The organism is Paenochrobactrum glaciei, assembly GCF_039522165.1.
Taxonomy (GTDB): Bacteria; Pseudomonadota; Alphaproteobacteria; order Rhizobiales; family Rhizobiaceae; genus Paenochrobactrum; species Paenochrobactrum glaciei.
This window is the reverse complement of sequence record NZ_BAAADE010000007.1, coordinates 112,217-131,918: the sequence shown is the minus strand read 5'-3', so window position 1 is coordinate 131,918 and position 19,702 is coordinate 112,217. Positions and strand designations below refer to the sequence as shown.

Genomic DNA, 19,702 nt, shown 5'->3' with positions numbered 1-19,702 from the left:
GGATGAACAAAACAAAAAACGGGCTGAATGCCCAAAGCTCAAAAGTTTAGCGCGGGGTGGAGCAGCCCGGTAGCTCGTCAGGCTCATAACCTGAAGGCCGCAGGTTCAAATCCTGCCCCCGCAACCACTGATAACGACACTCCCGTGAGATCACCTCCGGAAGTGTTTCTTTTTGTAGCCTTTCCAATAGCTTGCCGCTCAGTCCAATTGAGAATTGTGCCCAACTCGCCGTGCAGTGTCGCGTAAATTTCGCCGCGTTCCGGCCCCGGTGTGAGCGAAATCTTCTCGATTAAGCCGCGCAATGTCTCGGCTGCTTCTGGCCGCTCTTCCTTGCGGTTTAGCGCTTTCGTCAGGGCAGTAACCTTCTTCGCATAGATCGCCGAGACGCTCGGCAGAATGTCCGGTGTGTCCTCTGACGCGTCGGCCAGTAGGCTGCTCAGTTCGGTCTTGCGCGCTTCCAGCGTATCCATCTCAGCCTTCATGCTCTCATGGAACATGCCAGCCTTGATCGCCTCGATGATGCCGCGGATCTGCTTCTCGATTTTTACTAGTTCCGCTTTCCAGGTATCGCCGCTGGAGCGGCGTTCTCGGTTCAGACGGTTTGTCTCCTCGGCGTATTCGCACACGACCCCGACGCGCAGCCTGAGGGCGCACCGCCTTTCTGGTCGCCGCATTTCAATCCGCAGGCCATTATTCTGTCACCGGTCGAACGAAACGATCCCGATGGCGAACGGCTTGTCGCTCTCGCACATCTCGACGGCCTGATCCTGCGCCGCGCGCCGGATGGCTGGCACGCCATCTGGCGGGTCGAGGCAGTAGAGCATCAATTCTGGCTGCCGCAGGGCGCGATTGATGCGGCAGCTTTCTATGCTGCAATCTTGCCTATGGATGAGTTCATGGAATTACGCGCCCATGCTGCCCGCCGCCTCTGGCGGTGCCTAACAGGCCGCTCCCCGGGGCGGGATATTCGCGCCATGCCAGCTCAGCTTCGCCAATGGCATCTTCTGTCGCTGCGCGCCCTGGACGCCAGGCTGCACGGGGAAAGCTACCGTGCTGTCGCGGAAGTGCTACTTGGATTCCGTGGGAACAAGGAAGATTTCGAGGCCGATCCACGCAAGAACAAGGCACGTCGTCTCGTTTCCCACGGTATCAGGATGATGCGCGGGGGCTATCGGCTGCTTTTGCACTATCCCATAAAACGAGGTTCGCGCTCAAAAGGCAAATAAAGCAATCTCACCGATTCCGGTTTGCCGCAGCCTGTTCCAGAATTTTCCGGTATCCAGCGCGCGACAGCCATTGAGCGCGTTCCAGATGGCTCTGCCAGCATCGTCGGCTTAGCATCTCATCAGATGCCGGATCGCGGTGCAGAACAATCTGCGCCACTTCCATCCAGTCCGCGTCCTCGGCCTTGGCATCGAGAAGAAGCAGATAAGTCACGAAGTGCTGCTCGTCATAGGCGGTGATGACATCGCCGGAAGGCGCCAGATCATCCACATCGGGATCAAGTGCAACGGGTGTTTTCACAGTTATTTCCCTTCTTTCAGAAGAGTTTCTGCGGTTCGCCCCCGCAATAAAACTCTCTGACTCCTGGTGATTGGGGAGTTAGTAACCGTGTTGGACGGCCCCATGGCCTTTAGGCGAGAAGCCCTGGACATACGCCAAGGGCTCCCCGACCATAGGGTCAAGGAGTGTGGCATCGTTACGGCGGACACCAACCGCCAACAGGGGTTACTAAGCCCCGGAGCAGTGCGTCTGCTCCAACGGCATTCTTAACCGAATTGCACGCCGATGTCTTGAGGGATTCCGCATACCTCTTCCTGAGTTACTGAAATCTCACGTCTTTTCGCGCTGACATAGCCCCTTTCGGGGGTGCCGTCTGCGCATAGGCGCAAATGCGGCACGCTACACGCCGCCGATCACTTCCCATGGTTCGCCATAGCGCGCCGCCGTCTCCGACAGCCGCATCAACCTGACGAATCGGAGGTGATCTCATGGCCGAGCGCCGCAACACGGAAATGCCACCGCGCATGCTGCGCACTCAGGAAGCGGCGCGTTTCCTTGGTATTTCTCTTCGCACACTGGAAAAACACCGGACCTACGGGACCGGCCCGACCTATCGCAAAATCGGTGGCCGCGTCCTCTATACCGTCGATGATCTCCAGTCCTGGGCCGACATGGGCGCGCGAAAGTCCACCAGTGACGAGGGCGCCGATAGGGTCTTTCCGGCGCGTCCCCTGACGCCTGAAGAGCGGAGCAAGCTCTGAATGCGGCGCGTCGATCACCATGACGCCCTGCGGCGAGAAGGGGGCAGCGAGCGCAGCCACCTCGATCCATTCGTGGTCGCAACCGGCGATGCCAGTCCGCGCGACCAGCGCGATCTGATGGAGCGGCCATTCTTCTCGCTGGCGAAGACGCCGCGCACGAAGCCGATCCTTTACAAGACCGCCGATGTCGAGGTGCAGGTATTCGGAATGCCTGAACACGGCATGGCGACGATCTGGGATGCCGATGTGCTGATCTGGGCTGCAAGCCAGATCGTCGCTGCCGAAAACAACGGCATCAAGACATCCCGCTTCTTCCGTTTTACGCCCTATCATCTGCTGCGCGCAATCGGCCGCGATACCGGAAACCGGCAATATCTGCTGCTGAAGGCAGCGCTGGCCCGCCTGCAATCTACCATCGTCGCCACGACGATCCGCAACGGCAAGCATTGGCGCCGCCGCCAGTTCTCCTGGATCAACGAATGGGAAGAGATGACGACGCGCGACGGGCGTGTCGAGGGCATGGAGTTTGTCCTGCCAGAGTGGTTCTACAACAGCGTCATCGACCGTTCGCTGGTCCTCACCATCGACCCGGATTATTTCCGGCTGACCGGCGGTATCGAGCGCTGGCTCTACCGCGTCGCCCGTAAACATGCCGGACATCAGCCGCATGGCTGGATGTTCGAGGTTGCGCACCTTCATCAGAAATCTGGCAGCATGGCCCGGATCTCCGATTTTGCGCTGGACCTGCGTCGCATTGTGGCCCGCCAGCCTCTGCCCGGATACAGGCTCAAGATACTGCGCGAAGATCGCCGCGAACTGCTGCGAATCCGCCCCGAAAACCTATCCACAGCGCCTGTGGATAACATTGTGGATACCGTCGGTACATCAGGTGCAAAGGGTATCGGTACATCAGGCGCACAAACCCCAGTTAAGTCTCTGGAACGAAAGTCAGAATCTGACTGCTAACTTAGAATCTAACATAGATTCTAAGTTTTCTTCTTTGACGCGTGCGCAGGAAAGGCATGGTGCCAGTGCCACTTCCCGCCGACCCGGGCGGGGTACGCCATGATCATCGCGCTCCTCAATCAGAAGGGCGGCGTGGGCAAGACAACGCTCGCACTGCATCTCGCCGGGATCTGGGCGGCACAGGGCAAGCGCGTCATCCTGATCGATGCCGACCCGCAAGGCTCCGCACTCGACTGGTCGGAGCGGCGCAGCCATGAAGGGCTGCCAAGGCTGTTCACAGTCATCGGCCTTGCCCGCGATACCCTGCACAAGGAAGCGCCGGAGCTTGCGCGTGGCGCCGGTTTGATGCGCTCTGCGCTGCTTGCAGCCGATCTGGTGCTGATCCCGGTGCAGCCATCTCCCTTTGATGGCTGGGCCTCTGCCGAGATGCTGGCGCATCTGAACGAAGCACGCATCTACCGCCCTGAACTGGCCGCCCGTTTTCTGCTGAACCGATGCGGTGCGCGCACCGTCATCGCCCGCGAAACGGCCGAAACACTGGCGGGCCATAATCCGCCCTTGCTGGCCACGACGATCGGCCAGCGTGTCGCCTTCGCCGAAGCCGCACAGACAGGACGGCTAGCCTCGGAGACCGATGGCGGCGAACGGGCCGCACAGGAGGTCACAGCGCTTGCGGCCGAGATCGATGGCCTCGGTGTCGGGAGGATCGTGCCATGACACGTCCGCCCGTCAAATCCAGCTTCGCATCGCGTCCGGGCAATCCTGATAGCTGGGTCCGGGCCGCCGGCGCGCCTGGAACAGGCAAAACGGCTGCGGAGGCATTCACCGCCCGTCTGACCATCGACATCACGCCCGAACTGCGCGGGCTTATCAAGGTTGCCGCTTTCCGGCGCGGTGTCACCGTCGCGGTGATGCTGCGTGAGCTGCTGGTCCGCGAATTTCCACCCACCGAAGGAGATCAGCCATGACCGGCAAAACCGGGCGCACTGCGCATGAACATCCGCGTGCGGACGCGCCAGCACCGTTCGCCACATTGGTCGAGCTGACCTTCCAGAAGAAGAAGGTCGAGCGATGGATACGCTTTGGCCGCAAGAGCTTTGAGCAGATCATCGACTGCCGCCGCAGTCTGATCGGTTTTGCACCAGAAAGCATCTTCGCCTTCGTCCGCTGGGCCTCCAACGATTACGGCACCATCGCTTCGCGGCTTGACATCCTGCGTGCTGCCAACCGTACCAGACCGTGCCCTTCGTTCATCCTGGTGGCGAGATCCTGCTGCGTATCGACGGCTGGCCGCAGGTCCAGCGGGTGCTGGCCCTGATAGATGCCGTGGACGCGCTTGGCGTCGATCCGGCGGATGTTGCGCCGGACTATTGGCGGCATGTCCACAACCGTTTGAGTGCCGGTCAGCAACCCAATCCCTACACCACGGAGCGCCATGCCGCATGGGTTAATCGCCGGAGGATCGCACCATGAGCCGCCGTCATATCCTTGCCGTGTCCATGCTGGCCGTCGGCACACTTGTCGCCCCGGCTGTTGCCGATCTGCCAATCCGGCTGATCTGGAATGCGACTGCCAGCGCGCCCATCGACTTCTACACAGTTGCTCCCGCCGATGCGCTCGAAGTTCCCGAACTGGTCGCCATCATGCCGTCCGAACCGCTGGTGCGGTTCATGGTCGAGCGCGGCTATATCGGACGCGGCGTGCCGCTGCTGAAGCGCGTTGTTGGCTTGCCGGGACAGCGCGTCTGCCGCAGCGGTGCGACCATTACCGTCGATAATGTCGAGATGGGGGACGCGCTGGAGCGCGACCGCATGGGCCGCGATCTGCCGGTCTGGCAGGGCTGCCGCATCATCGGCGACGGTGAACTCTTCCTCATGAATTGGGAGGTCCGGGACAGCCTCGACGGCCGTTACTTCGGACCTGTTCCCGTCAGTTCCGTCATCGGCCGGGCGCTTCCGCTGTGGACCGATGGGGAAGGTGATGGCCGCTACGAATGGCGGGCGGCCACGCATTGAACCCACGCTAAATCCACCAACACAGGAGACATACCATGCCACAGATCGGTCAATTTGCGCGTGACGCATCCGGCTTCGCCGGTCAGGTCGTCACGCTCACCATGAAGTGCTATCTCGTCATCGTGCCCGGTGAACATTCCGATACGGAGAATGCGCCGGACTATCGCGTCCATTACATTGAACATGATGGGCCGGAGGTCGGTGCTGCATGGAAACGCACCGGCGAAAAGGCTGGCGAATATCTCTCGGTGTTGCTCGACGATCCCGCCTTGCCGCAGCCGATCCGCGCCAATCTGTTCCGCGACGACGATGCAGGCTCGTCATGGTCACTGCACTGGAGCCGCCCACGGCCCCGCGAAGATCGGGACTGAGATCATGCGATCCCGCGCCCTTCTTCTCTTCACGGCCCTGCTGTCGGCTGGCAGCGGATTGACGCCAGCGATTGCGCAGGTGACGCCGCAACCCGCGCTTGTTCCCGCGCATCCCCATGCTGCTTTCATTGCCGAGGCGTCACAGCGTTTCAGCATTCCAGAGCACTGGATTCGAGCCGTGCTGCGTGTGGAAAGTGCGGGCGATGTGCGCGCCATCTCGTCGGCGGGTGCAATGGGACTGATGCAGGTCATGCCCGATACCTGGGCGGGCCTGCGCAACCGCCATGGCCTCGGGCGCGATCCTTACGATCCGCGCGACAACATCCTCGCAGGTACAGCGTATCTGCGGGAGATGTGGGACCGTTATGGCAGTGTCGCGGCCATGCTTGCCGCCTACAATGCCGGTCCCGGTCGCTATGACGAGTATCTGGCGATGGGTCGCACTTTGCCCGCAGAAACACGCGCCTATGTCGCCACGCTCGCACCTGTTCTTGGGCTTGCGACTGCGCCTGATGTGCCGACGACCGTGCCGCCGCCACCGCCGGATTGGCGCGAAGCTCCGCTCTTCGTTGCGCAATCCAGCGGCAATTCGGCGGTGGCCAATCAGCCGTCGAACGACGCCCGCGCGACTGTTCCTGTGCGCGTTTCCGTCGATCAGAAGCCGCAGGACGGCGGCATATTCGTGGCCCGTGCGAGCAACGGAGATGCGCCATGAGTATGGCGTCTCCACGCGCCTTCGGTCCGCTTCCGGTGTATAGTCAGGCAAGGGGTCGCCTGGCTGTATTCCCGGCAGGAAGGGCAAAAAGGGTAGGGAAGGCGGAGGGCAAGATAAAGGAAACCGGCACCCTGTCGGGTCGGTTTCTGGGCAAGCCCTTGTCTGCACACTGTTTTGGGGCGCGGCGCACGGCACTCCTCTTTTGGGCCTCGCGTGCCGCGATGTGGCGCAAAGCCTTGTCTTTGCTGGTTTTTAACCGGCACTATAGCCGAATATCGGCCTTTTCCGTGCCTGAACGTCATGGGATGCGTTCATGAGCTCCGATGACCAAAACCGCTTTCGTCCCAGGCCAGGTCGGATCAAATCCGACGTGCCGAAGGCGGGTAAGGCGAAGAGCTTTCTGACGCAGGCGAAGAAGCTGGCGCGTCAGCACAGCAACAGTCCCGGCAGATCATCTTCATTCGCATCACGGACATCCTCGTCGTCTTCATCTGGTTCGGCCGGAAAGGGCGGGAAGGCGTCGCGGGCTGTCAAAGGCCCGGGCGTCAAGCGTGGCCGTGGGGCGGCCTTTGTCCACGCCCGAACCCTGTCGGGCGGTTGGCGGCACAGTACTGCTGGGATGCGTCGCGTTGTCGTCAAAACTCGTTATGTCCAGGGCGCGGGGAAGAATGGCAAAGGGGCTGCCCATCTGCGCTATATCCAGCGTGATGGAACTTCGCGCGATGGCGAGCGCGGCCAACTTTATTCGGCCACCGAGGATCGCGCCGATGACGCTGCTTTCCTTGACCGCGGCAAGGATGATCGGCACCAGTTCCGCTTTATCGTTTCGCCCGAAGATGCCGCCGATCTTTCCGATCTCACCGAACACACCCGCGATCTGATGAGCCGCATTGAGGTCGACCTTGGCACGAAGCTCGATTGGGTGGCAGTCAACCACCACAATACCGGCCATCCCCATGTCCATGTCATCGTTCGCGGCAAGGACGAACTGGGCGAGAACCTGGTCATCAACGGCGACTATCTCGCCAACGGCATTCGCGAGCGGGCGAGCGAACTGACCACGCTGGAACTTGGCCCAGTGACCGAGATCGAACAGAGCCGCAAGCTGTCTGCCGAAATCGATCAGGACCGCTTCACGCGCATCGACCGCGCCATTACCGAGGATGCCGATGAAAGGTTCCTCGATCTGCGCCATGAACCGGCAGATGCACGCCGCCAGTTCAACCGCACGCTTCGCCTGCGCCGTCTCGCCAAACTCGAAAAGATGGGGCTGGCCACCGAACACGCGCCGGGCGTCTGGGAGCTTGGCGCGAAGATGGAACCGGCGCTGCGTGAACTCGGTGAACGCGGCGACATCATCCGCAACATGCATAAGGCGCTGAAGGCCGATGGGCAGGAGCGCGACCCGATGACCTTCCAGCTTCACGATGCGGCACCGGCGGCACCCATCACCGGACGCATCGTGGACAAATATCTCACCGACAAGATGGGCGAAAACCTGACGCTCGTGGTGGACGGTATCGACGGGCGAACACACCATCTTCCCGGCATTGATCCGGCCCGCGTCGAAGATGCCCGGATCGGCAGTATCGTGGAGGTCGGCCCCGCCGATACGGCGCAGCGTCCCTCTGATCGCACCATCGCTGCGATCTCGGAGAATGGTATCTACCGACCGAGCCGACACCTCGAACAGGTGGCGTTCGAGGGACGTATGCCTGGTGGTGATTACAAGGGCTATGTCGATGCCTATGTCCGGCGACTGGAGGCGCTACGCCGTGCCGGGATTACGGAGCGGGTCGACGCTGACCAGTGGCGTATCCCCGAAGACTTCGAGAGCCGCGCCACCGCTTACGATGCTGGCCGTAACCAGCAGGCCAGCATTCGTGTCGTCTCGACCTTCGATCTGGAAAAGCAGATCGGTGCCGATGTTGCGACCTGGCTCGACCGGCGGCTGGTTACGCCGGACGCTTCAGATCTGACCCCGGCAGGGTTCGGCCTTCAGGTGCGCGAGGCTATGGACCAGCGCCGCGAGCATCATATCGCACAGGGTGATGCCACGCGGCAGCAGAATGGACGCATCCGCTATCGGCGCAATCTGCTCGCCAGTCTGCAGGAACGGGAAGTGGCTGGCGTAGGTGCGGAGATGACAGCGAGCAAGGCACTGCCGTTTCGGCCTGCCGCTGACGGCGAGGCCGTCAGTGGCAAGTTTACCGGGGTCGTACATCTATCGAGCGGCAAGTTTGCCGTGGTCGAAAAGAGTCACGAGTTCACGCTTGTTCCGTGGCGGCCAGTAATCGACCGTCAGCTAGGCCGAGAGGTCGCGGGTATCGTTCAGGGCGGATCGGTTTCGTGGCAGTTGGGGCGGCAGAGGGGATTTGGGCTGTGAGAATTCCCATGCCCTTCACCACATGAATTCATAACGGCCATTCTTTAGGTTATATGTTCAAACTGATCGCGGTGCTTCGGGGGAGTTCGGACATTCTCTCGCGTGTTTTCTACACTCGGCGGCGCGAAGCTCGTTGGTGGTTGGGCTGATTGAGCGGCAATTTCTATGTGCTTCGCGACCACTCAGGGGCTGGGCATACTCGTTTGATCATCACAATCTCATTGGACTGAACCAGAAGTAAAATGGATGGGATCAACAGGCCATATCTATGGCATTGACAGGTTGTCGAAGCCGATGACTTCGTTCGCTATCAATTGCGGTTTTGACTTCAGAAAGCGACTGATCCCGGAACGAGGCCCGGCCAGTAGAAGGCATCGCTGGTCGGCACGTTCGATCTGCCGGATTAACAATCCCAGCCGGTTTGGACTGAACCGCTGGTCGTAGCGCTGCCATCGAACCACCGGCTTGCTGGGCAGTCCGGTGTCATATGGACCGATCTTGCTGGTGAGACCTTCCTTGTCCGCCACGGCGGTACGGGACCACAGGTGCATGATCATATAGTGCTACGTTTGTCCGGGCGCTGGCCGCTGCCGACCATCCAGCGCTTCGAGGTGGAGCGCGGCACATTGCTATCCATGGTCGCGCAGGGTTCTGGCATCCCCCTCCTTGGAGCTGCGAGTGGGCTGCTTCCAGCAGCCGACGTCGTGTTCCTGCCGTTTGTCGATGAGCCGGAGCCGATTGTATTCTCGGCGGTCTGGTTGCCACAAAATCGGAGCGCCTCGCTCCAAAACCTACTTTCCCTCGCAGCCGAGATCACCAGACCTTGATGGTCAGCTAGAATATCTATTGCCCTTCACTATGGAGGCGACCAGATCTCAAACTGACGATCTTATTGACAAATCGAGACCACTTAACTAAACCTACACTCAACGTCAGGTTCAGATAGGTGGTAAGTTGTTCTCTCGCATGCAAATCGGCGAGTTGGCCCAGCGCGCCGGGGTCAGCCATCGCACAATCCATTATTACGAGCGTATCGGGTTGCTCAAGCCTGCCGAACGCGAGGGAGCAGGCTATCGCTACTACGACGACACCTCCTACCAGAGGTTGGAGAAGATCGCTGCGCTCAAACGGTTAGGACTGAGCCTGGACGAGATCGCGGCGGTGATTGACCTCTATTTCGAGGACGCAAGCGGCATCAAGGGTAAGGAGAAGGTACTTAGAATCCTCGAAGCCCAGATTGCCAAGACCGATGCGCAGCTCACGGAGCTGACGGCTTTCCGCCGCGATCTGGAAAGCAACATAGCCCGCATGAAATCGCTGATCGACCAAGCTCGCCGAACGGACTGACCCCTATAGGAGACCTATATTTGCGCCCTCAATCTACACCTGACGTTAGCTTACGAAAGAAAATGACAAGCCCGATTTGTTCGCGTCACATCTTCCTGCTTCTTTTGCTCATGCTTTGCGGTTTCCTCGTTGTTGGCCAGCTCTATGTCACCATTCCGTTAGTCACGGATGTTGCCGGACGGTTCGACATCGCGCCGGAACGCGCTGCCCTTATCGGCTCGGCTTTCGGTTTCGCCTATGCCTCTGGATTTCTCGTGTTTGGACCGCTCTCCGATCGCTACGGGCGGCTTCGGCTGATCCTGTTCGGGCTGACAACGACCGCGCTGGCAACCCTGTTGGTCAGTTGGGCGCAGAGCTTCGAGATGCTCCTCGCGTCGCGAGCCGCGCAGGGCTTCGTTGCTGCGGCATTCCCGCCTGCCGCACTGTCGCTGATAGCCGAGGAACTGCCGCCCGCACAGCGCCCGTTCGGTGTGTCCCTGATGAGCTTCGCATTCCTCGGGGCTGCCCCGCTCGCTCAGGTCTTTGCGGCCGGAATGGATGTCGGATTGCCGGGGATCATGCTGTGTCTGGCACCATTCTATCTGCTGGCTGCGATTGCTCTGGCTGTCGCGACCAAGACCGGGACGCGACAGCCCGCGCAGAAGGAGTCGTCACGCGGGCATCTGGCTTCGCTTCTGCACAATCCTAGCATCCTCACGGCATGGGCAGCCGCTGTCACGGTGCTGTTCGGCTTTGTCTCCCTGCATGCCGGAGCGCAAACGCTCGGGGTCGCCCTCAACGTCGACCTCCAGACCCTGCGCCTTATCGGCCTACCGCCATTGCTTCTGACTTTTGCCGCTGCGCCGCTGACGCTTCGTTATGGCGCCACTGTTACGGCACGCCTCGGCCTCGTGCTGGCGTGTTTGGGGTTGATGCTGGCAGCTGTGGGAACATCGCTGACAGTGATGGGCGCGAGCATCGTCCTGTCGGCCGGCGTTGCTCTTGCCGTGCCTGGCCTGATCGCCACGGTGGCTGGACGCGCTACCAATGCCAATCGCGGACTGGCGCTGGCATTCTACACCTTCTGTCTTTTCATCGGAGCAAGCCTCGCTCCGCCCCTGTCGCAGGCGTTGGCGCAGTTCGGAACTGCGCCTCTCTGGCTGCTTCCAGCCGGTCTGCTGCTCATAGCCGCGCTCGGCATCACCGCCACCCGCAAGTCCTGATCAACAACCCCGCAAATTGGAGATCTCCATGCCCTCACGCAGAACTGCAATCAGCATCATCGCCGCCAGCCTGATCGCGGCAACGGCAACCTACGCTCTGGCCCAAACCGGCAAAGGAAGCACTATGACCAGCACCACATCCGCTGAAGAAATCGCCTTTCCACTCAATGACCATCTGCCCACCGGCTATCGTGAGGCGAGACGCCGTTCCGCTACCGTTGATGGCGAAACAGCCGAGCTTGTGCGCTATGAGCGTGTAGACGGACGCAACGCCGGGTTCGGCGGTGAGCATTTCAGCACCCTGACTGCCAGCAATGGCCGTCTCAAAGGGTTCGCTCGTATCGATCTGGATCTGGTCGGCCACGATCTGCCGTCGCGCGAGGAAGCGCAGGCCGTTGCCATGGACTTCTTGCAGAAGCAGGCACCGGACCTATTGCCGGGAATGAAGCTGAGCTGGATCGACCCGCATGACGAACCTCTTCGCGTTATCCGAGACGGTAGAACCGAAAACCTCACGCTCAAAGGCATGAAGGTGAAGATGCGCAACACAGCCGATGGCCGTTGGTTCTGGGTCATCGTCGGCGCAGATCGCAAGGTCATGGTCTTCGAGCGAGATATTCACTGGATCACCTTTCCCGGTCATCGCGGCACGGAAAAGTGGCTGCACGATTCCTGGCTCGTTGAAGGCGGCCATTCACTGAACGCTGCCTGACCGCAAACACCGATCTCAAAAGACGCCCGGTCATCGTGGCCGGGCGCTCGCCCGAAAAGGAATGTGCCATGAAGAACCCCATCGTCATTTGCGGCTATGGGCCTGGAATCTCCCAAGCCGTTGCCCGCCGCTTTGGGGCGGCTGGGCATCCCGTTGCGATTATCGCCCGAAATGCTGAACGTCTGGAGGCTGGCGCCGAGGCACTGCGCAAAGAGGGTGTCACCGCCAAATCGTTCCCTGCCGACCTTACGGACAGCGATGCACGCGCTAACGCTTTCGCAGACATACGAGCATCGCTCGGGCCTGTCGGCATTTTGCACTGGAACGCCTTCCTGCCGGTCAATGGAGACCTGCTTACATCACCGGTTGAGGATTTGAGGCAAAGCCTGGAGCTACGCCTTGTCAGCTTCATTGCAGCAGTGCAGGCCTTGTTCGACGATCTCAAGGCGTCGGGTGGCACGATCTTGGCAACGAGCGGGATCACAGCACTCGACCGGCCGGAAATAAACAAGTTCGCCGTCGACTATGCTGTGATGGCCATAACGGTGGCTGCGCAGCACAAGGCTCTGGGCATCCTGGTCCCGACCCTTGCTTCACATGGAATCCACGTTGCGGAAGTCGTTATCAACGGCTTCGTCAAAGGCACAGAGGGCGTCGGAGCATTCGATCAGACGGGAACAATCGATCCGAAGGATGTTGCAGCGTGCTTCTGGGATATGTTCGAGAACAGAACGCAAAACTCCCGCATATTCGGGGCTGATATCATCGCGGAAGAGGCCTTGCGCCGAAATCCGCAGGCTCATGGCGGAGACTATCTACGTGGCGCTGCTGAGCCATAGAACATGCGACGGCGATTTCAAAAACCCTCGGAACACACTGGCTTTCCGATATTGGGAAAACACGTTCCCATGGTTGCGCTCGTCCAGACGCTGGCGGTGGCAGAATATCTTAGCTTCTACCGTGCCGCCAATGCGCTCGGCGTCAGTCAGTCGAGTGTCAGCACCCGGATAAAGGCGCTGGAGGACACCCTTGGTGTTGTCCTATTCGACCGCAACACCCGCGGCGTCCGCCTGACCGAAACCGGACGCCGCTTCGTCGAGCAGGTCGATGATGCTTTGGGTATCCTCGATCATGCCATCAAAACCGTTGGCATGCAGTCGCGTGCTGAAGAGGGAGAACTTCGGATCGGAGTCCACGCCCTGGTTGCAGGCGGATTTCTCGACCGACTATTGGAGCGGTTTCACAGCCAGTATCCGTTTGTCCGCCTCCACATCGCCGAGGGGACGGCCCGTGACGCCCAGATGATGGTGAGAAAAGGCAAGCTCGATGTTGCCTTCATGGCCTACGCCCACGAAATCCCCGACCTGCATTCCCGTGTGATCTGGCGCGACCGTCTAATGGCCGTGGTGCCGGCGACGCATCGATTGGCGACACAACAGAATGTTGAATGGCGGCAGCTCGCCGAGGAAACCTTTCTTGTCCGTCATGGCGGAACTGGTCCGCAGCTTCATGACCTGATCGTGATGCTATGTTCGGGCCGATGGCCGCTTCCAACAATCGTACGCTTCGATGTCGGTCGCAGCGCGCTCCTGTCTATGATCGCAGGCGGGCATGGCATTTCGCTGTTTGTTGAGGAAGGAGTATCGGTCTCGACAGCGAATGTCGCGTTCCTCCCAATCCACGATGAACCCGAAAACATCGCCTTCTCTGCCGTATGGTTGCCGAGCAATCGTGCCTCTGCCCTCGCAAAGCTTCTGGCCTTGGCCACGGAAATGGACGGGTCTTCCGCAACCTCCTGATTCGCCGCCGCGAGTTGTCTCTCTGCTTCGGCAAACCATCCCATTTGCCGCCGTTAGTATCCGGTAGCCCTCCGGTCTCATCTTTCCTGTTGATTCTCGTAGACTTGCCCAATCTCTGATCGGCTCCATCTCTTTTGCTGAACGGAGCCTGTATGCGCGGAGGTAGAATACTCTGGGGTCAGATCACCGTCGTCCTGACCATTGTTTTTGTCATGACCTGGGCGACGACGCAGTGGGTCGCCTTTCGCCTCGGCTTCCAACCACAGCTTGGAAGTCCCTGGTTCGAGCTGGCAGGCTGGCCGGTCTACTATCCGCCGGCCTTCTTCTGGTGGTGGTTTTCTTTCGACGCCTATGCGCCCGCAATCTTTGTCGAGGGCGGCATCATCGCAGTATCGGGTGGTTTCCTCGCCATCGCGGCCGCGATCGTTATGTCGATCATCCGGGCGCGAGAGACTGGCAATGTCGCCACCTATGGATCAGCACGATGGGCCGAAGACAAGGAAATCCGATCCGCTGGTCTGCTTGGTCCTGATGGAGTGGTTCTCGGCCGCTACAACCGTGACTATCTACGTCATGATGGCCCCGAGCATGTGCTTTGCTTCGCTCCGACGCGAAGCGGTAAGGGCGTGGGCCTTGTCGTCCCGACACTGCTGACCTGGCCGGGAAGCTGTATCGTCCACGACATCAAGGGCGAGAACTGGACGCTAACGGCGGGTTTCCGGGCGAAGTGTGGCCGTGTCCTGTTATTCGATCCGACCAATGCGAAGTCATCCGCCTATAATCCGTTGCTTGAGGTGCGACAGGGCGAATGGGAAGTCCGCGACGTACAGAATATCGCGGACATTCTGGTTGATCCCGAAGGCTCGCTCGACAAACGCAACCATTGGGAAAAGACCAGCCATAGTCTGCTTGTCGGTGCGATCCTGCATGTCCTCTACGCCGAGAAAGACAAGACGCTGGCGGGCGTAGCGAGCTTCCTATCCGATCCGCGCCGCCCGGTCGAAGCCACTTTGCGCGCCATGATGGAGACGTCGCATCTCGGCGAAGCCGGCGTGCATCCCGTGATCGCATCGTCCGCGCGCGAACTGCTGAACAAATCCGACAACGAACGCTCCGGCGTTCTCTCAACCGCCATGTCATTCCTTGGCCTCTACCGGGACCCCGTCGTCGCTCGCGTCACGGCACGCTGCGACTGGCGCATCGCCGATCTCGTCAGCGGCAAGAAGCCGGTCAGCCTCTACCTCGTGGTGCCGCCATCCGACATCAATCGCACCAAGCCGCTCATCCGCCTGATCCTCAACCAGATCGGCCGTCGACTGACCGAGGAGCTGACCACATCGAGCAAGCGCCACCGGCTCCTGCTGATGCTGGACGAGTTTCCGGCTCTCGGCCGTCTCGATTTCTTTGAATCCGCACTGGCCTTTATGGCTGGCTACGGCCTCAAGGGCTTCCTCATCGCGCAATCGCTCAACCAGATCGAGCGGGCCTATGGGCCAAACAACGCGATTTTGGACAACTGCCATGTGCGCATCAGTTTCGCGACGAACGATGAGCGCACCGCCAAGCGCGTCTCAGATGCGCTCGGCACGGCGACGGAACTGCGCGATTCCACCAACTATGCCGGCCATCTCATGGTCTCGCGGCAGGAGACAGCGCGACCGCTGCTGACACCCGGCGAGATCATGCAGCTTCCGCCCACCGACGAAATCGTCATGGTGGCGGGAACGCCGCCGATCCACGCCACTAAAGCACGGTATTTCGAGGATGGGCGCCTGCGGGAGCGGATTGTCACGCCGCCTGAGTTGGCGGCGGGCCAGGCGAATGCCGCCACACCAGATGACTGGACTGACCGCGTCGTCGCGGCAGCGGGCAGTGCTGGTGTCGGCGCTGGCGGTGATGACGGTGGCGATCCCGCCAATGCCGGCATCCGTCGCGAGCCGGAATTGCCCGAACACGAGGAAATCATCACGCCACCGCCGTCGCCCTCGCAGGAATTCGAGTTTCTGGACGACGAGCCCAACTTGGACGCCGTCAGAGCCGACGCGATACGCGCCCGGATGCGACTTGTGGCCCGAAGGGCCGCGCTTGATCCCGGTGATGGCATTGAACTTTGAGGTGAACCCATGACCAAGCGCGCCCGCATGAACGTCTACTTCGATCCCGCCTTGCTCAAGCAAGTCGAGGCGCTGGCATTGCGCCGAAACATCTCCAAATCCGCAATCGTGGAGGCCGCTGTCTCATCTTTTCTCGCTGGCGATACGACTGAGAGGCTGGAAGCTGCCATATCGCGTCGCCTCGACAGGCTCGGACGCCAGGTGGATGCGCTGGACGAGGATATCGCTGTACTCGGCGAAACCCTAGCGCTGTTTGTCCGCTTCTGGCTGACTTTCGTCCCGCCTATGTCGGAGACTGCGCAGGCTGCCGCACGCGCCAAGGGCAGTGAGCGTTTCGAGGGCTTCATGCAGACCCTCGGCAAGCGTCTAGCGACGGGAGACAGGTTCCTGAAGGAACTATCGCGTGACATCGATCCGGATAAGCTGGCGAACCTAGACCCAAGCTGACAGCTTATTGAGCAATCAGGAACCTAAATTGGCCGCCGCCAATGCGATCCCAAAACCACATAACAACGCGCCGAAAATTCGGTCGATCCAGTGACGAACACCGAAAATCCGCTTTTGGATGCGTGGCGCACCAAAGAACAGGCCGACGGCGGCGAACCACACCACATGGGCCAGAGAGATGAACAGCCCGTAGGCAATCCGGGTTGCAAGAGGCGTATCCACCTGAACGACCTGCATGAACAGGCTGACGATGAAAATCGTCGTCTTCGGATTCAATGCATTCGTCAGGAAGCCGATCCGCAAGGCCCCCAGATCAGACAGCGCAGTTTCGTTCACCGCAGCGGGCCCCTCAGCCTTGCGGCTGAACAACATTTTCACACCGAGCCAGACCAGATAGGCCGCGCCGACCAGCTTCAGGATGTTGAATAGGGCAGGTGACTCTCGGACCAATACTCCAATACCGAAGAGCGTATAGCTAACATGAACCAGCACACCGGCGCCAATACCAAGCGCAGTCAAGATGCCCGCGCGCCGGGAAAGAGACAGTGAATTGCGCGACACCATGACGAAGTCCGGTCCCGGGCTGATGACGGCGAAGATGGTGATGGTGATGACAGCGATCCATTCGGCCATGGGCGTATCCTTTCGTTTTCACCTTGGATAACGCGGCTACGGCTTTAACAAAAACGATGACTTCTGACAGGATGTGTGAGAATAAATAACATATGAGACAGCACATTACATCGCTTCCAGCGCTCGTTTGCTTTCGGGTTGCGGCGGATCTTGAGAGTTTCAGCAAGGCTGCGGATCGACTGAACTTGACACATGGCGCGGTCAGTCGTGCGGTGCGGCTGCTGGAGGACGATCTTGGAACCCCGCTTTTCGAGCGACGGAACCGTGCGGTTTTTCTGACAGATGCAGGGCGCAGACTGGCGCACGTAGTGGCACGGGGGCTGGGGGAGATCGAACAAGAGGCACAACGCATCAAGGCCGAGCACACCAACGCGCCCGTGACCATCTCATGCGAGCCGACGCTAATGATGCGCTGGCTCATCCCGAGAATGCCGCAATTCCATGTGGCGAACCCAACAGCCGATGTCCGCCTGCTGGCTGGTGGCGGGCCGGTCACCCTTGGATCCGGCGTAGATCTTGCCATTCGTCGTAACGATTTCACTTGGCCGGAAAGCTACCTTGCGCAGCACTTGTTCGATGAGCGCATAGGTCCGGTCTGCCGCCCCGACAAGGCAAAGGACTTCTTCGATTTCGATCGAATGAATGCGGCTGCGATGCTGCTGCATACGCGCACGCGGCCAACAGCTTGGGCGACGTGGGCCGAGATTACTGGTGGAACCTGTCGGCCCAATCCCGGCCAGGATTTCGAGCATTTCTATTTCAGCCTGCAAGCTGCTATTGCGGGCTTGGGCGTCGCCATCGGGCCGTGGCACCTCGTGCAGGATGATATTCAGGCTGAACTGCTTGCCGCCCCCCAAGGCTTCCGCCTTGATGGAAGCGCATATTTTCTGCTTTCGGTGCAGGAGTCGGAAGGCGAATCGACGGTAGCACAATTTAAGCACTGGCTGGCTGACTTGGCGGCCAAAGAGGCACAGGCATAATTCGCCTCAAGACCTCAGCCCATCCTATTTGCCGCCCTTACTCGCCGATGCCCGCACTCGGCTAAATACTTGTTGAACCGGCCTGACTTCAGGCTCTTTTAATCGACCCGATCCGGGGATCGTCTGTTGCGACCCCATGGAATTTGGGGCCGACATGACTTCTTCTCACCACAAGCTGGAGGCGATCCAGCGCGGCGCGCGCATGTTGCGCACCGCGCTCGGTCCCGCCATTGCGCTGTTTCTCGAAGACCCCGCCGTCATTGAGGTGATGCTGAACCCTGACGGGCGCATCTGGGTGGATCGTCTCTCCGAAGGGTTGGCTGATACGGGGGAGAGGCTGTCCGCCGCCGATGGCGAACGCATCGTGCGCCTGGTGGCCCACCATGTCGGCGCCGAGGTTCACGCCCGTAGCCCGCGCGTCTCGGCCGAGTTGCCCGAGACGGGGGAGCGGTTCGAGGGGCTGCTGCCGCCTGTCGTCGCCGCGCCCGTATTCGCCATCCGCAAACCCGCCGTCGCCGTCTTCACGCTCGACGACTATGTGACCGCCGGCATCATGACCGGCCTTCAGGCCGAGGTGCTGCGCCTCAACGTCGCCACCCGCGCCAACATCCTCGTCGCCGGCGGCACCTCGACCGGCAAGACGACGCTGACCAATGCGCTGCTCGCCGAGGTGGCGAAGACTTCGGATCGCGTCGTCATCATTGAGGACACGCGCGAGCTGCAATGCGCCGCGCCAAACCTCGTCGCGATGCGCACAAAGGATGGGGTTGCGACGCTCTCCGATCTCGTCCGCTCGTCGCTGCGCCTGCGCCCGGATCGCATTCCCGTCGGTGAGGTACGCGGCTCCGAAGCGCTCGACCTCCTCAAAGCTTGGGGCACCGGCCATCCCGGCGGCGTTGGCACGATCCATGCCGGAACTGGCATCGGCGCGCTGCGGCGCCTCGAACAACTCATCCAGGAAGCCGTTGTCACCGTCCCGCGCGCTTTGATCGCCGAGACAATCGACCTCGTGGCCGTTCTTTCCGGCCGCGGTACCGCGCGCCGGCTCACCGAGCTTGTCCGCGTTGAAGGGCTCGGCCCCGACGGCGACTACCGCATCAACCCAGCCACCATGAGCCTCACAGGAGATCCCGCATGATCCGCACCACCATGCGCGCCCGCCGCTATCTCGCGACGGCGGCAGCCTTTACCTATGTCAACTTCGTCCTCGTTCCCGCGGCGCACGCCTCCGGCTCCTCGATGCCGTGGGAAGCGCCCCTCCAGAAAATTCTTCAGTCGATCGAAGGGCCGGTCGCCAAGATCGTCGCGGTCATCATCATCATCGCGACGGGCCTGGCGCTCGCCTTCGGCGACACGTCGGGCGGCTTCCGCAAGCTGATCCAGATTGTCTTCGGACTGTCCATCGCCTTTGCCGCATCGAGCTTCTTTCTGTCGTTCTTCTCCTTTGGCGGCGGGGCGCTGATCTGATGGCGGTCACCTTCGAGCAACTGGACGTGCCCGGATTCACCGTCCCGGTTCACCGCGCGCTGACCGAGCACATCCTGCTCGGCGGTGCACCGCGTTCCATCGCGATCCTGAACGGAACGCTGGCCGGGGCCGTGGGCCTCGGCCTGCGTCTCTGGCTGGTCGGCCTCCTGATCTGGGCTGTCGGTCATTTCGCAGCGGTCTGGGCGGCGAAACGCGATCCGCTCTTCGTCGAGGTCGGGCGCAGGCACCTGCGCATCCCCGGTCATCTGTCGGTTTGAAGGGCG

The 19,702-nt window shown here is 60.7% G+C and carries 24 protein-coding genes, 1 tRNA gene and 2 pseudogenes; 23 read left to right on the top strand and 4 right to left on the bottom strand.

Features of this window, described 5'->3' with window-relative positions; all coding sequences use genetic code 11:
• Positions 1-50: 50 nt before the first annotated feature.
• Positions 51-127 (top strand) — tRNA-Met (locus ABDZ76_RS14405).
• A 571-nt stretch (positions 128-698) separates the two neighbouring features.
• On the opposite strand, the gene ABDZ76_RS14400 is transcribed toward ABDZ76_RS14405, so the two are convergent.
• Entirely contained in the window at positions 699-827 is a 129-nt protein-coding gene (locus tag ABDZ76_RS14400) for a hypothetical protein (RefSeq protein ID WP_343806754.1), read from the bottom strand.
• Positions 828-884: 57 nt separating this feature from the next.
• Here ABDZ76_RS14400 and ABDZ76_RS14395 point away from each other — a divergent pair, with 57 nt between their 5' ends.
• Complete coding sequence (locus tag ABDZ76_RS14395) at positions 885-1,226, top strand: DUF2285 domain-containing protein (protein ID WP_343806751.1); 342 nt, start codon at positions 885-887, stop codon at positions 1,224-1,226.
• 7 nt (positions 1,227-1,233) lie between these two features.
• Here the strand turns inward: ABDZ76_RS14395 and ABDZ76_RS14390 are convergent, their stop codons facing one another.
• The gene (locus ABDZ76_RS14390; protein ID WP_343806746.1) at positions 1,234-1,524 is read right to left on the bottom strand and encodes a DUF2285 domain-containing protein; all 291 of its coding nucleotides are present in this window, start codon (positions 1,522-1,524) and stop codon (positions 1,234-1,236) included.
• A gap of 467 nt (positions 1,525-1,991) precedes the next feature.
• Between ABDZ76_RS14390 and ABDZ76_RS14385 the strand changes: the two genes are divergently transcribed.
• The 9 genes and pseudogenes from ABDZ76_RS14385 to ABDZ76_RS14345 all read left to right on the top strand — a co-directional run bounded on the left by ABDZ76_RS14385 (position 1,992) and on the right by ABDZ76_RS14345 (position 8,717).
• Positions 1,992-2,264, top strand: a complete 273-nt coding sequence (locus tag ABDZ76_RS14385) for a helix-turn-helix transcriptional regulator (protein ID WP_343806743.1) — start codon at positions 1,992-1,994, stop codon at positions 2,262-2,264.
• Positions 2,265-3,333 (top strand): annotated as a pseudogene (locus ABDZ76_RS14380) (replication initiator protein A).
• Entirely contained in the window at positions 3,330-3,947 is a 618-nt protein-coding gene (parA, locus tag ABDZ76_RS14375; RefSeq protein WP_343806740.1) for a ParA family partition ATPase, read from the top strand. Before ABDZ76_RS14380 ends, parA begins: the two are co-directional and overlap by 4 nt.
• Positions 3,944-4,198 (top strand): hypothetical protein, encoded by a 255-nt coding sequence (locus ABDZ76_RS14370; protein ID WP_343806737.1) that lies wholly within the window; start codon positions 3,944-3,946, stop codon positions 4,196-4,198. The genes parA and ABDZ76_RS14370 overlap by 4 nt, the downstream gene beginning before the upstream one ends.
• Positions 4,195-4,703 (top strand): annotated as a pseudogene (locus tag ABDZ76_RS14365) (DUF2840 domain-containing protein). The gene ABDZ76_RS14370 and the pseudogene ABDZ76_RS14365 overlap by 4 nt, the downstream one beginning before the upstream one ends.
• Complete coding sequence (locus ABDZ76_RS14360) at positions 4,700-5,245, top strand: S26 family signal peptidase (RefSeq protein WP_343806734.1); 546 nt, start codon at positions 4,700-4,702, stop codon at positions 5,243-5,245. Before ABDZ76_RS14365 ends, ABDZ76_RS14360 begins: the two are co-directional and overlap by 4 nt.
• Before the next feature lie 35 nt (positions 5,246-5,280).
• Positions 5,281-5,616 (top strand): DUF736 domain-containing protein, encoded by a 336-nt coding sequence (locus tag ABDZ76_RS14355; protein ID WP_343806731.1) that lies wholly within the window; start codon positions 5,281-5,283, stop codon positions 5,614-5,616.
• Between the two features lie 4 nt (positions 5,617-5,620).
• Entirely contained in the window at positions 5,621-6,331 is a 711-nt protein-coding gene (locus ABDZ76_RS14350) for a lytic transglycosylase domain-containing protein (RefSeq protein WP_343806726.1), read from the top strand.
• Positions 6,332-6,644: 313 nt separating this feature from the next.
• Complete coding sequence (locus tag ABDZ76_RS14345; RefSeq protein WP_343806723.1) at positions 6,645-8,717, top strand: relaxase/mobilization nuclease domain-containing protein; 2,073 nt, start codon at positions 6,645-6,647, stop codon at positions 8,715-8,717.
• A 266-nt stretch (positions 8,718-8,983) separates the two neighbouring features.
• On the opposite strand, the gene ABDZ76_RS14340 is transcribed toward ABDZ76_RS14345, so the two are convergent.
• Positions 8,984-9,274, bottom strand: coding sequence for a hypothetical protein (locus ABDZ76_RS14340; RefSeq protein WP_343806720.1), 291 nt, complete (start codon positions 9,272-9,274; stop codon positions 8,984-8,986).
• Here ABDZ76_RS14340 and ABDZ76_RS14335 point away from each other — a divergent pair.
• The 8 genes from ABDZ76_RS14335 (at position 9,164) to ABDZ76_RS14300 (ending at position 16,338) form a co-directional block, all read left to right on the top strand.
• On the top strand, positions 9,164-9,544 hold the full coding sequence (locus ABDZ76_RS14335) for a LysR substrate-binding domain-containing protein (protein WP_343806793.1): 381 nt from the start codon (positions 9,164-9,166) through the stop codon (positions 9,542-9,544). The two genes, ABDZ76_RS14340 and ABDZ76_RS14335, sit on opposite strands and share 111 nt — an antisense overlap.
• A gap of 139 nt (positions 9,545-9,683) precedes the next feature.
• A complete protein-coding gene (locus ABDZ76_RS14330; protein ID WP_343806717.1) occupies positions 9,684-10,064 on the top strand; it encodes a MerR family transcriptional regulator in 381 nt (126 codons plus the stop codon).
• 62 nt (positions 10,065-10,126) lie between these two features.
• On the top strand, positions 10,127-11,266 hold the full coding sequence (locus ABDZ76_RS14325) for an MFS transporter (RefSeq protein ID WP_343806714.1): 1,140 nt from the start codon (positions 10,127-10,129) through the stop codon (positions 11,264-11,266).
• A 28-nt stretch (positions 11,267-11,294) separates the two neighbouring features.
• On the top strand, positions 11,295-11,978 hold the full coding sequence (locus tag ABDZ76_RS14320; protein WP_343806711.1) for a hypothetical protein: 684 nt from the start codon (positions 11,295-11,297) through the stop codon (positions 11,976-11,978).
• 68 nt (positions 11,979-12,046) lie between these two features.
• Positions 12,047-12,817 carry an SDR family NAD(P)-dependent oxidoreductase gene (locus ABDZ76_RS14315; RefSeq protein WP_343806708.1) on the top strand — a complete coding sequence of 257 codons (771 nt, stop codon included), beginning with the start codon at positions 12,047-12,049 and terminating at the stop codon, positions 12,815-12,817.
• A gap of 69 nt (positions 12,818-12,886) precedes the next feature.
• On the top strand, positions 12,887-13,777 hold the full coding sequence (locus tag ABDZ76_RS14310) for a LysR family transcriptional regulator (protein ID WP_343806705.1): 891 nt from the start codon (positions 12,887-12,889) through the stop codon (positions 13,775-13,777).
• 152 nt (positions 13,778-13,929) lie between these two features.
• Positions 13,930-15,891: a conjugal transfer protein TraG gene (locus ABDZ76_RS14305; protein WP_343806702.1), complete on the top strand. Its 1,962-nt coding sequence runs from the start codon at positions 13,930-13,932 to the stop codon at positions 15,889-15,891.
• Positions 15,892-15,900: 9 nt separating this feature from the next.
• Positions 15,901-16,338: a ribbon-helix-helix domain-containing protein gene (locus tag ABDZ76_RS14300; RefSeq protein ID WP_343806699.1), complete on the top strand. Its 438-nt coding sequence runs from the start codon at positions 15,901-15,903 to the stop codon at positions 16,336-16,338.
• A 15-nt stretch (positions 16,339-16,353) separates the two neighbouring features.
• Here the strand turns inward: ABDZ76_RS14300 and ABDZ76_RS14295 are convergent, their stop codons facing one another.
• Positions 16,354-16,971: a LysE family translocator gene (locus tag ABDZ76_RS14295; RefSeq protein ID WP_343806696.1), complete on the bottom strand. Its 618-nt coding sequence runs from the start codon at positions 16,969-16,971 to the stop codon at positions 16,354-16,356.
• A 92-nt stretch (positions 16,972-17,063) separates the two neighbouring features.
• Here ABDZ76_RS14295 and ABDZ76_RS14290 point away from each other — a divergent pair, with 92 nt between their 5' ends.
• From ABDZ76_RS14290 to ABDZ76_RS14275, 4 genes are all read left to right on the top strand, one after another.
• Positions 17,064-17,951 carry a LysR substrate-binding domain-containing protein gene (locus ABDZ76_RS14290; RefSeq protein ID WP_343806693.1) on the top strand — a complete coding sequence of 296 codons (888 nt, stop codon included), beginning with the start codon at positions 17,064-17,066 and terminating at the stop codon, positions 17,949-17,951.
• Between the two features lie 154 nt (positions 17,952-18,105).
• On the top strand, positions 18,106-19,089 hold the full coding sequence (gene trbB, locus ABDZ76_RS14285; RefSeq protein WP_343806690.1) for a P-type conjugative transfer ATPase TrbB: 984 nt from the start codon (positions 18,106-18,108) through the stop codon (positions 19,087-19,089).
• Entirely contained in the window at positions 19,086-19,418 is a 333-nt protein-coding gene (locus tag ABDZ76_RS14280) for a TrbC/VirB2 family type IV secretion system protein (protein WP_343806687.1), read from the top strand. Before trbB ends, ABDZ76_RS14280 begins: the two co-directional genes overlap by 4 nt.
• Complete coding sequence (locus tag ABDZ76_RS14275; protein WP_343806684.1) at positions 19,418-19,696, top strand: VirB3 family type IV secretion system protein; 279 nt, start codon at positions 19,418-19,420, stop codon at positions 19,694-19,696. The genes ABDZ76_RS14280 and ABDZ76_RS14275 overlap by 1 nt, the downstream gene beginning before the upstream one ends.
• Positions 19,697-19,702 lie beyond the last annotated feature (6 nt).

Excerpts from the sequence above, each read along its gene's own strand:
- ABDZ76_RS14395 (WP_343806751.1), top strand. The coding sequence starts at position 885 with ATGGATGAGTTCATGGAATTACGCGCCCATGCTGCCCGCCGCCTCTGG.
- ABDZ76_RS14385 (WP_343806743.1), top strand. The coding sequence starts at position 1,992 with ATGGCCGAGCGCCGCAACACGGAAATGCCACCGCGCATGCTGCGCACT.
- parA (WP_343806740.1), top strand. The coding sequence starts at position 3,330 with ATGATCATCGCGCTCCTCAATCAGAAGGGCGGCGTGGGCAAGACAACG.
- ABDZ76_RS14370 (WP_343806737.1), top strand. The coding sequence starts at position 3,944 with ATGACACGTCCGCCCGTCAAATCCAGCTTCGCATCGCGTCCGGGCAAT.
- ABDZ76_RS14360 (WP_343806734.1), top strand. The coding sequence starts at position 4,700 with ATGAGCCGCCGTCATATCCTTGCCGTGTCCATGCTGGCCGTCGGCACA.
- ABDZ76_RS14355 (WP_343806731.1), top strand. The coding sequence starts at position 5,281 with ATGCCACAGATCGGTCAATTTGCGCGTGACGCATCCGGCTTCGCCGGT.
- ABDZ76_RS14350 (WP_343806726.1), top strand. The coding sequence starts at position 5,621 with ATGCGATCCCGCGCCCTTCTTCTCTTCACGGCCCTGCTGTCGGCTGGC.
- ABDZ76_RS14345 (WP_343806723.1), top strand. The coding sequence starts at position 6,645 with ATGAGCTCCGATGACCAAAACCGCTTTCGTCCCAGGCCAGGTCGGATC.
- ABDZ76_RS14340 (WP_343806720.1), bottom strand. The coding sequence starts at position 9,274 with ATGATCATGCACCTGTGGTCCCGTACCGCCGTGGCGGACAAGGAAGGT.
- ABDZ76_RS14330 (WP_343806717.1), top strand. The coding sequence starts at position 9,684 with ATGCAAATCGGCGAGTTGGCCCAGCGCGCCGGGGTCAGCCATCGCACA.
- ABDZ76_RS14325 (WP_343806714.1), top strand. The coding sequence starts at position 10,127 with ATGACAAGCCCGATTTGTTCGCGTCACATCTTCCTGCTTCTTTTGCTC.
- ABDZ76_RS14320 (WP_343806711.1), top strand. The coding sequence starts at position 11,295 with ATGCCCTCACGCAGAACTGCAATCAGCATCATCGCCGCCAGCCTGATC.
- ABDZ76_RS14315 (WP_343806708.1), top strand. The coding sequence starts at position 12,047 with ATGAAGAACCCCATCGTCATTTGCGGCTATGGGCCTGGAATCTCCCAA.
- ABDZ76_RS14310 (WP_343806705.1), top strand. The coding sequence starts at position 12,887 with ATGGTTGCGCTCGTCCAGACGCTGGCGGTGGCAGAATATCTTAGCTTC.
- ABDZ76_RS14305 (WP_343806702.1), top strand. The coding sequence starts at position 13,930 with ATGCGCGGAGGTAGAATACTCTGGGGTCAGATCACCGTCGTCCTGACC.
- ABDZ76_RS14300 (WP_343806699.1), top strand. The coding sequence starts at position 15,901 with ATGACCAAGCGCGCCCGCATGAACGTCTACTTCGATCCCGCCTTGCTC.
- ABDZ76_RS14295 (WP_343806696.1), bottom strand. The coding sequence starts at position 16,971 with ATGGCCGAATGGATCGCTGTCATCACCATCACCATCTTCGCCGTCATC.
- ABDZ76_RS14290 (WP_343806693.1), top strand. The coding sequence starts at position 17,064 with ATGAGACAGCACATTACATCGCTTCCAGCGCTCGTTTGCTTTCGGGTT.
- trbB (WP_343806690.1), top strand. The coding sequence starts at position 18,106 with ATGACTTCTTCTCACCACAAGCTGGAGGCGATCCAGCGCGGCGCGCGC.
- ABDZ76_RS14280 (WP_343806687.1), top strand. The coding sequence starts at position 19,086 with ATGATCCGCACCACCATGCGCGCCCGCCGCTATCTCGCGACGGCGGCA.
- ABDZ76_RS14275 (WP_343806684.1), top strand. The coding sequence starts at position 19,418 with ATGGCGGTCACCTTCGAGCAACTGGACGTGCCCGGATTCACCGTCCCG.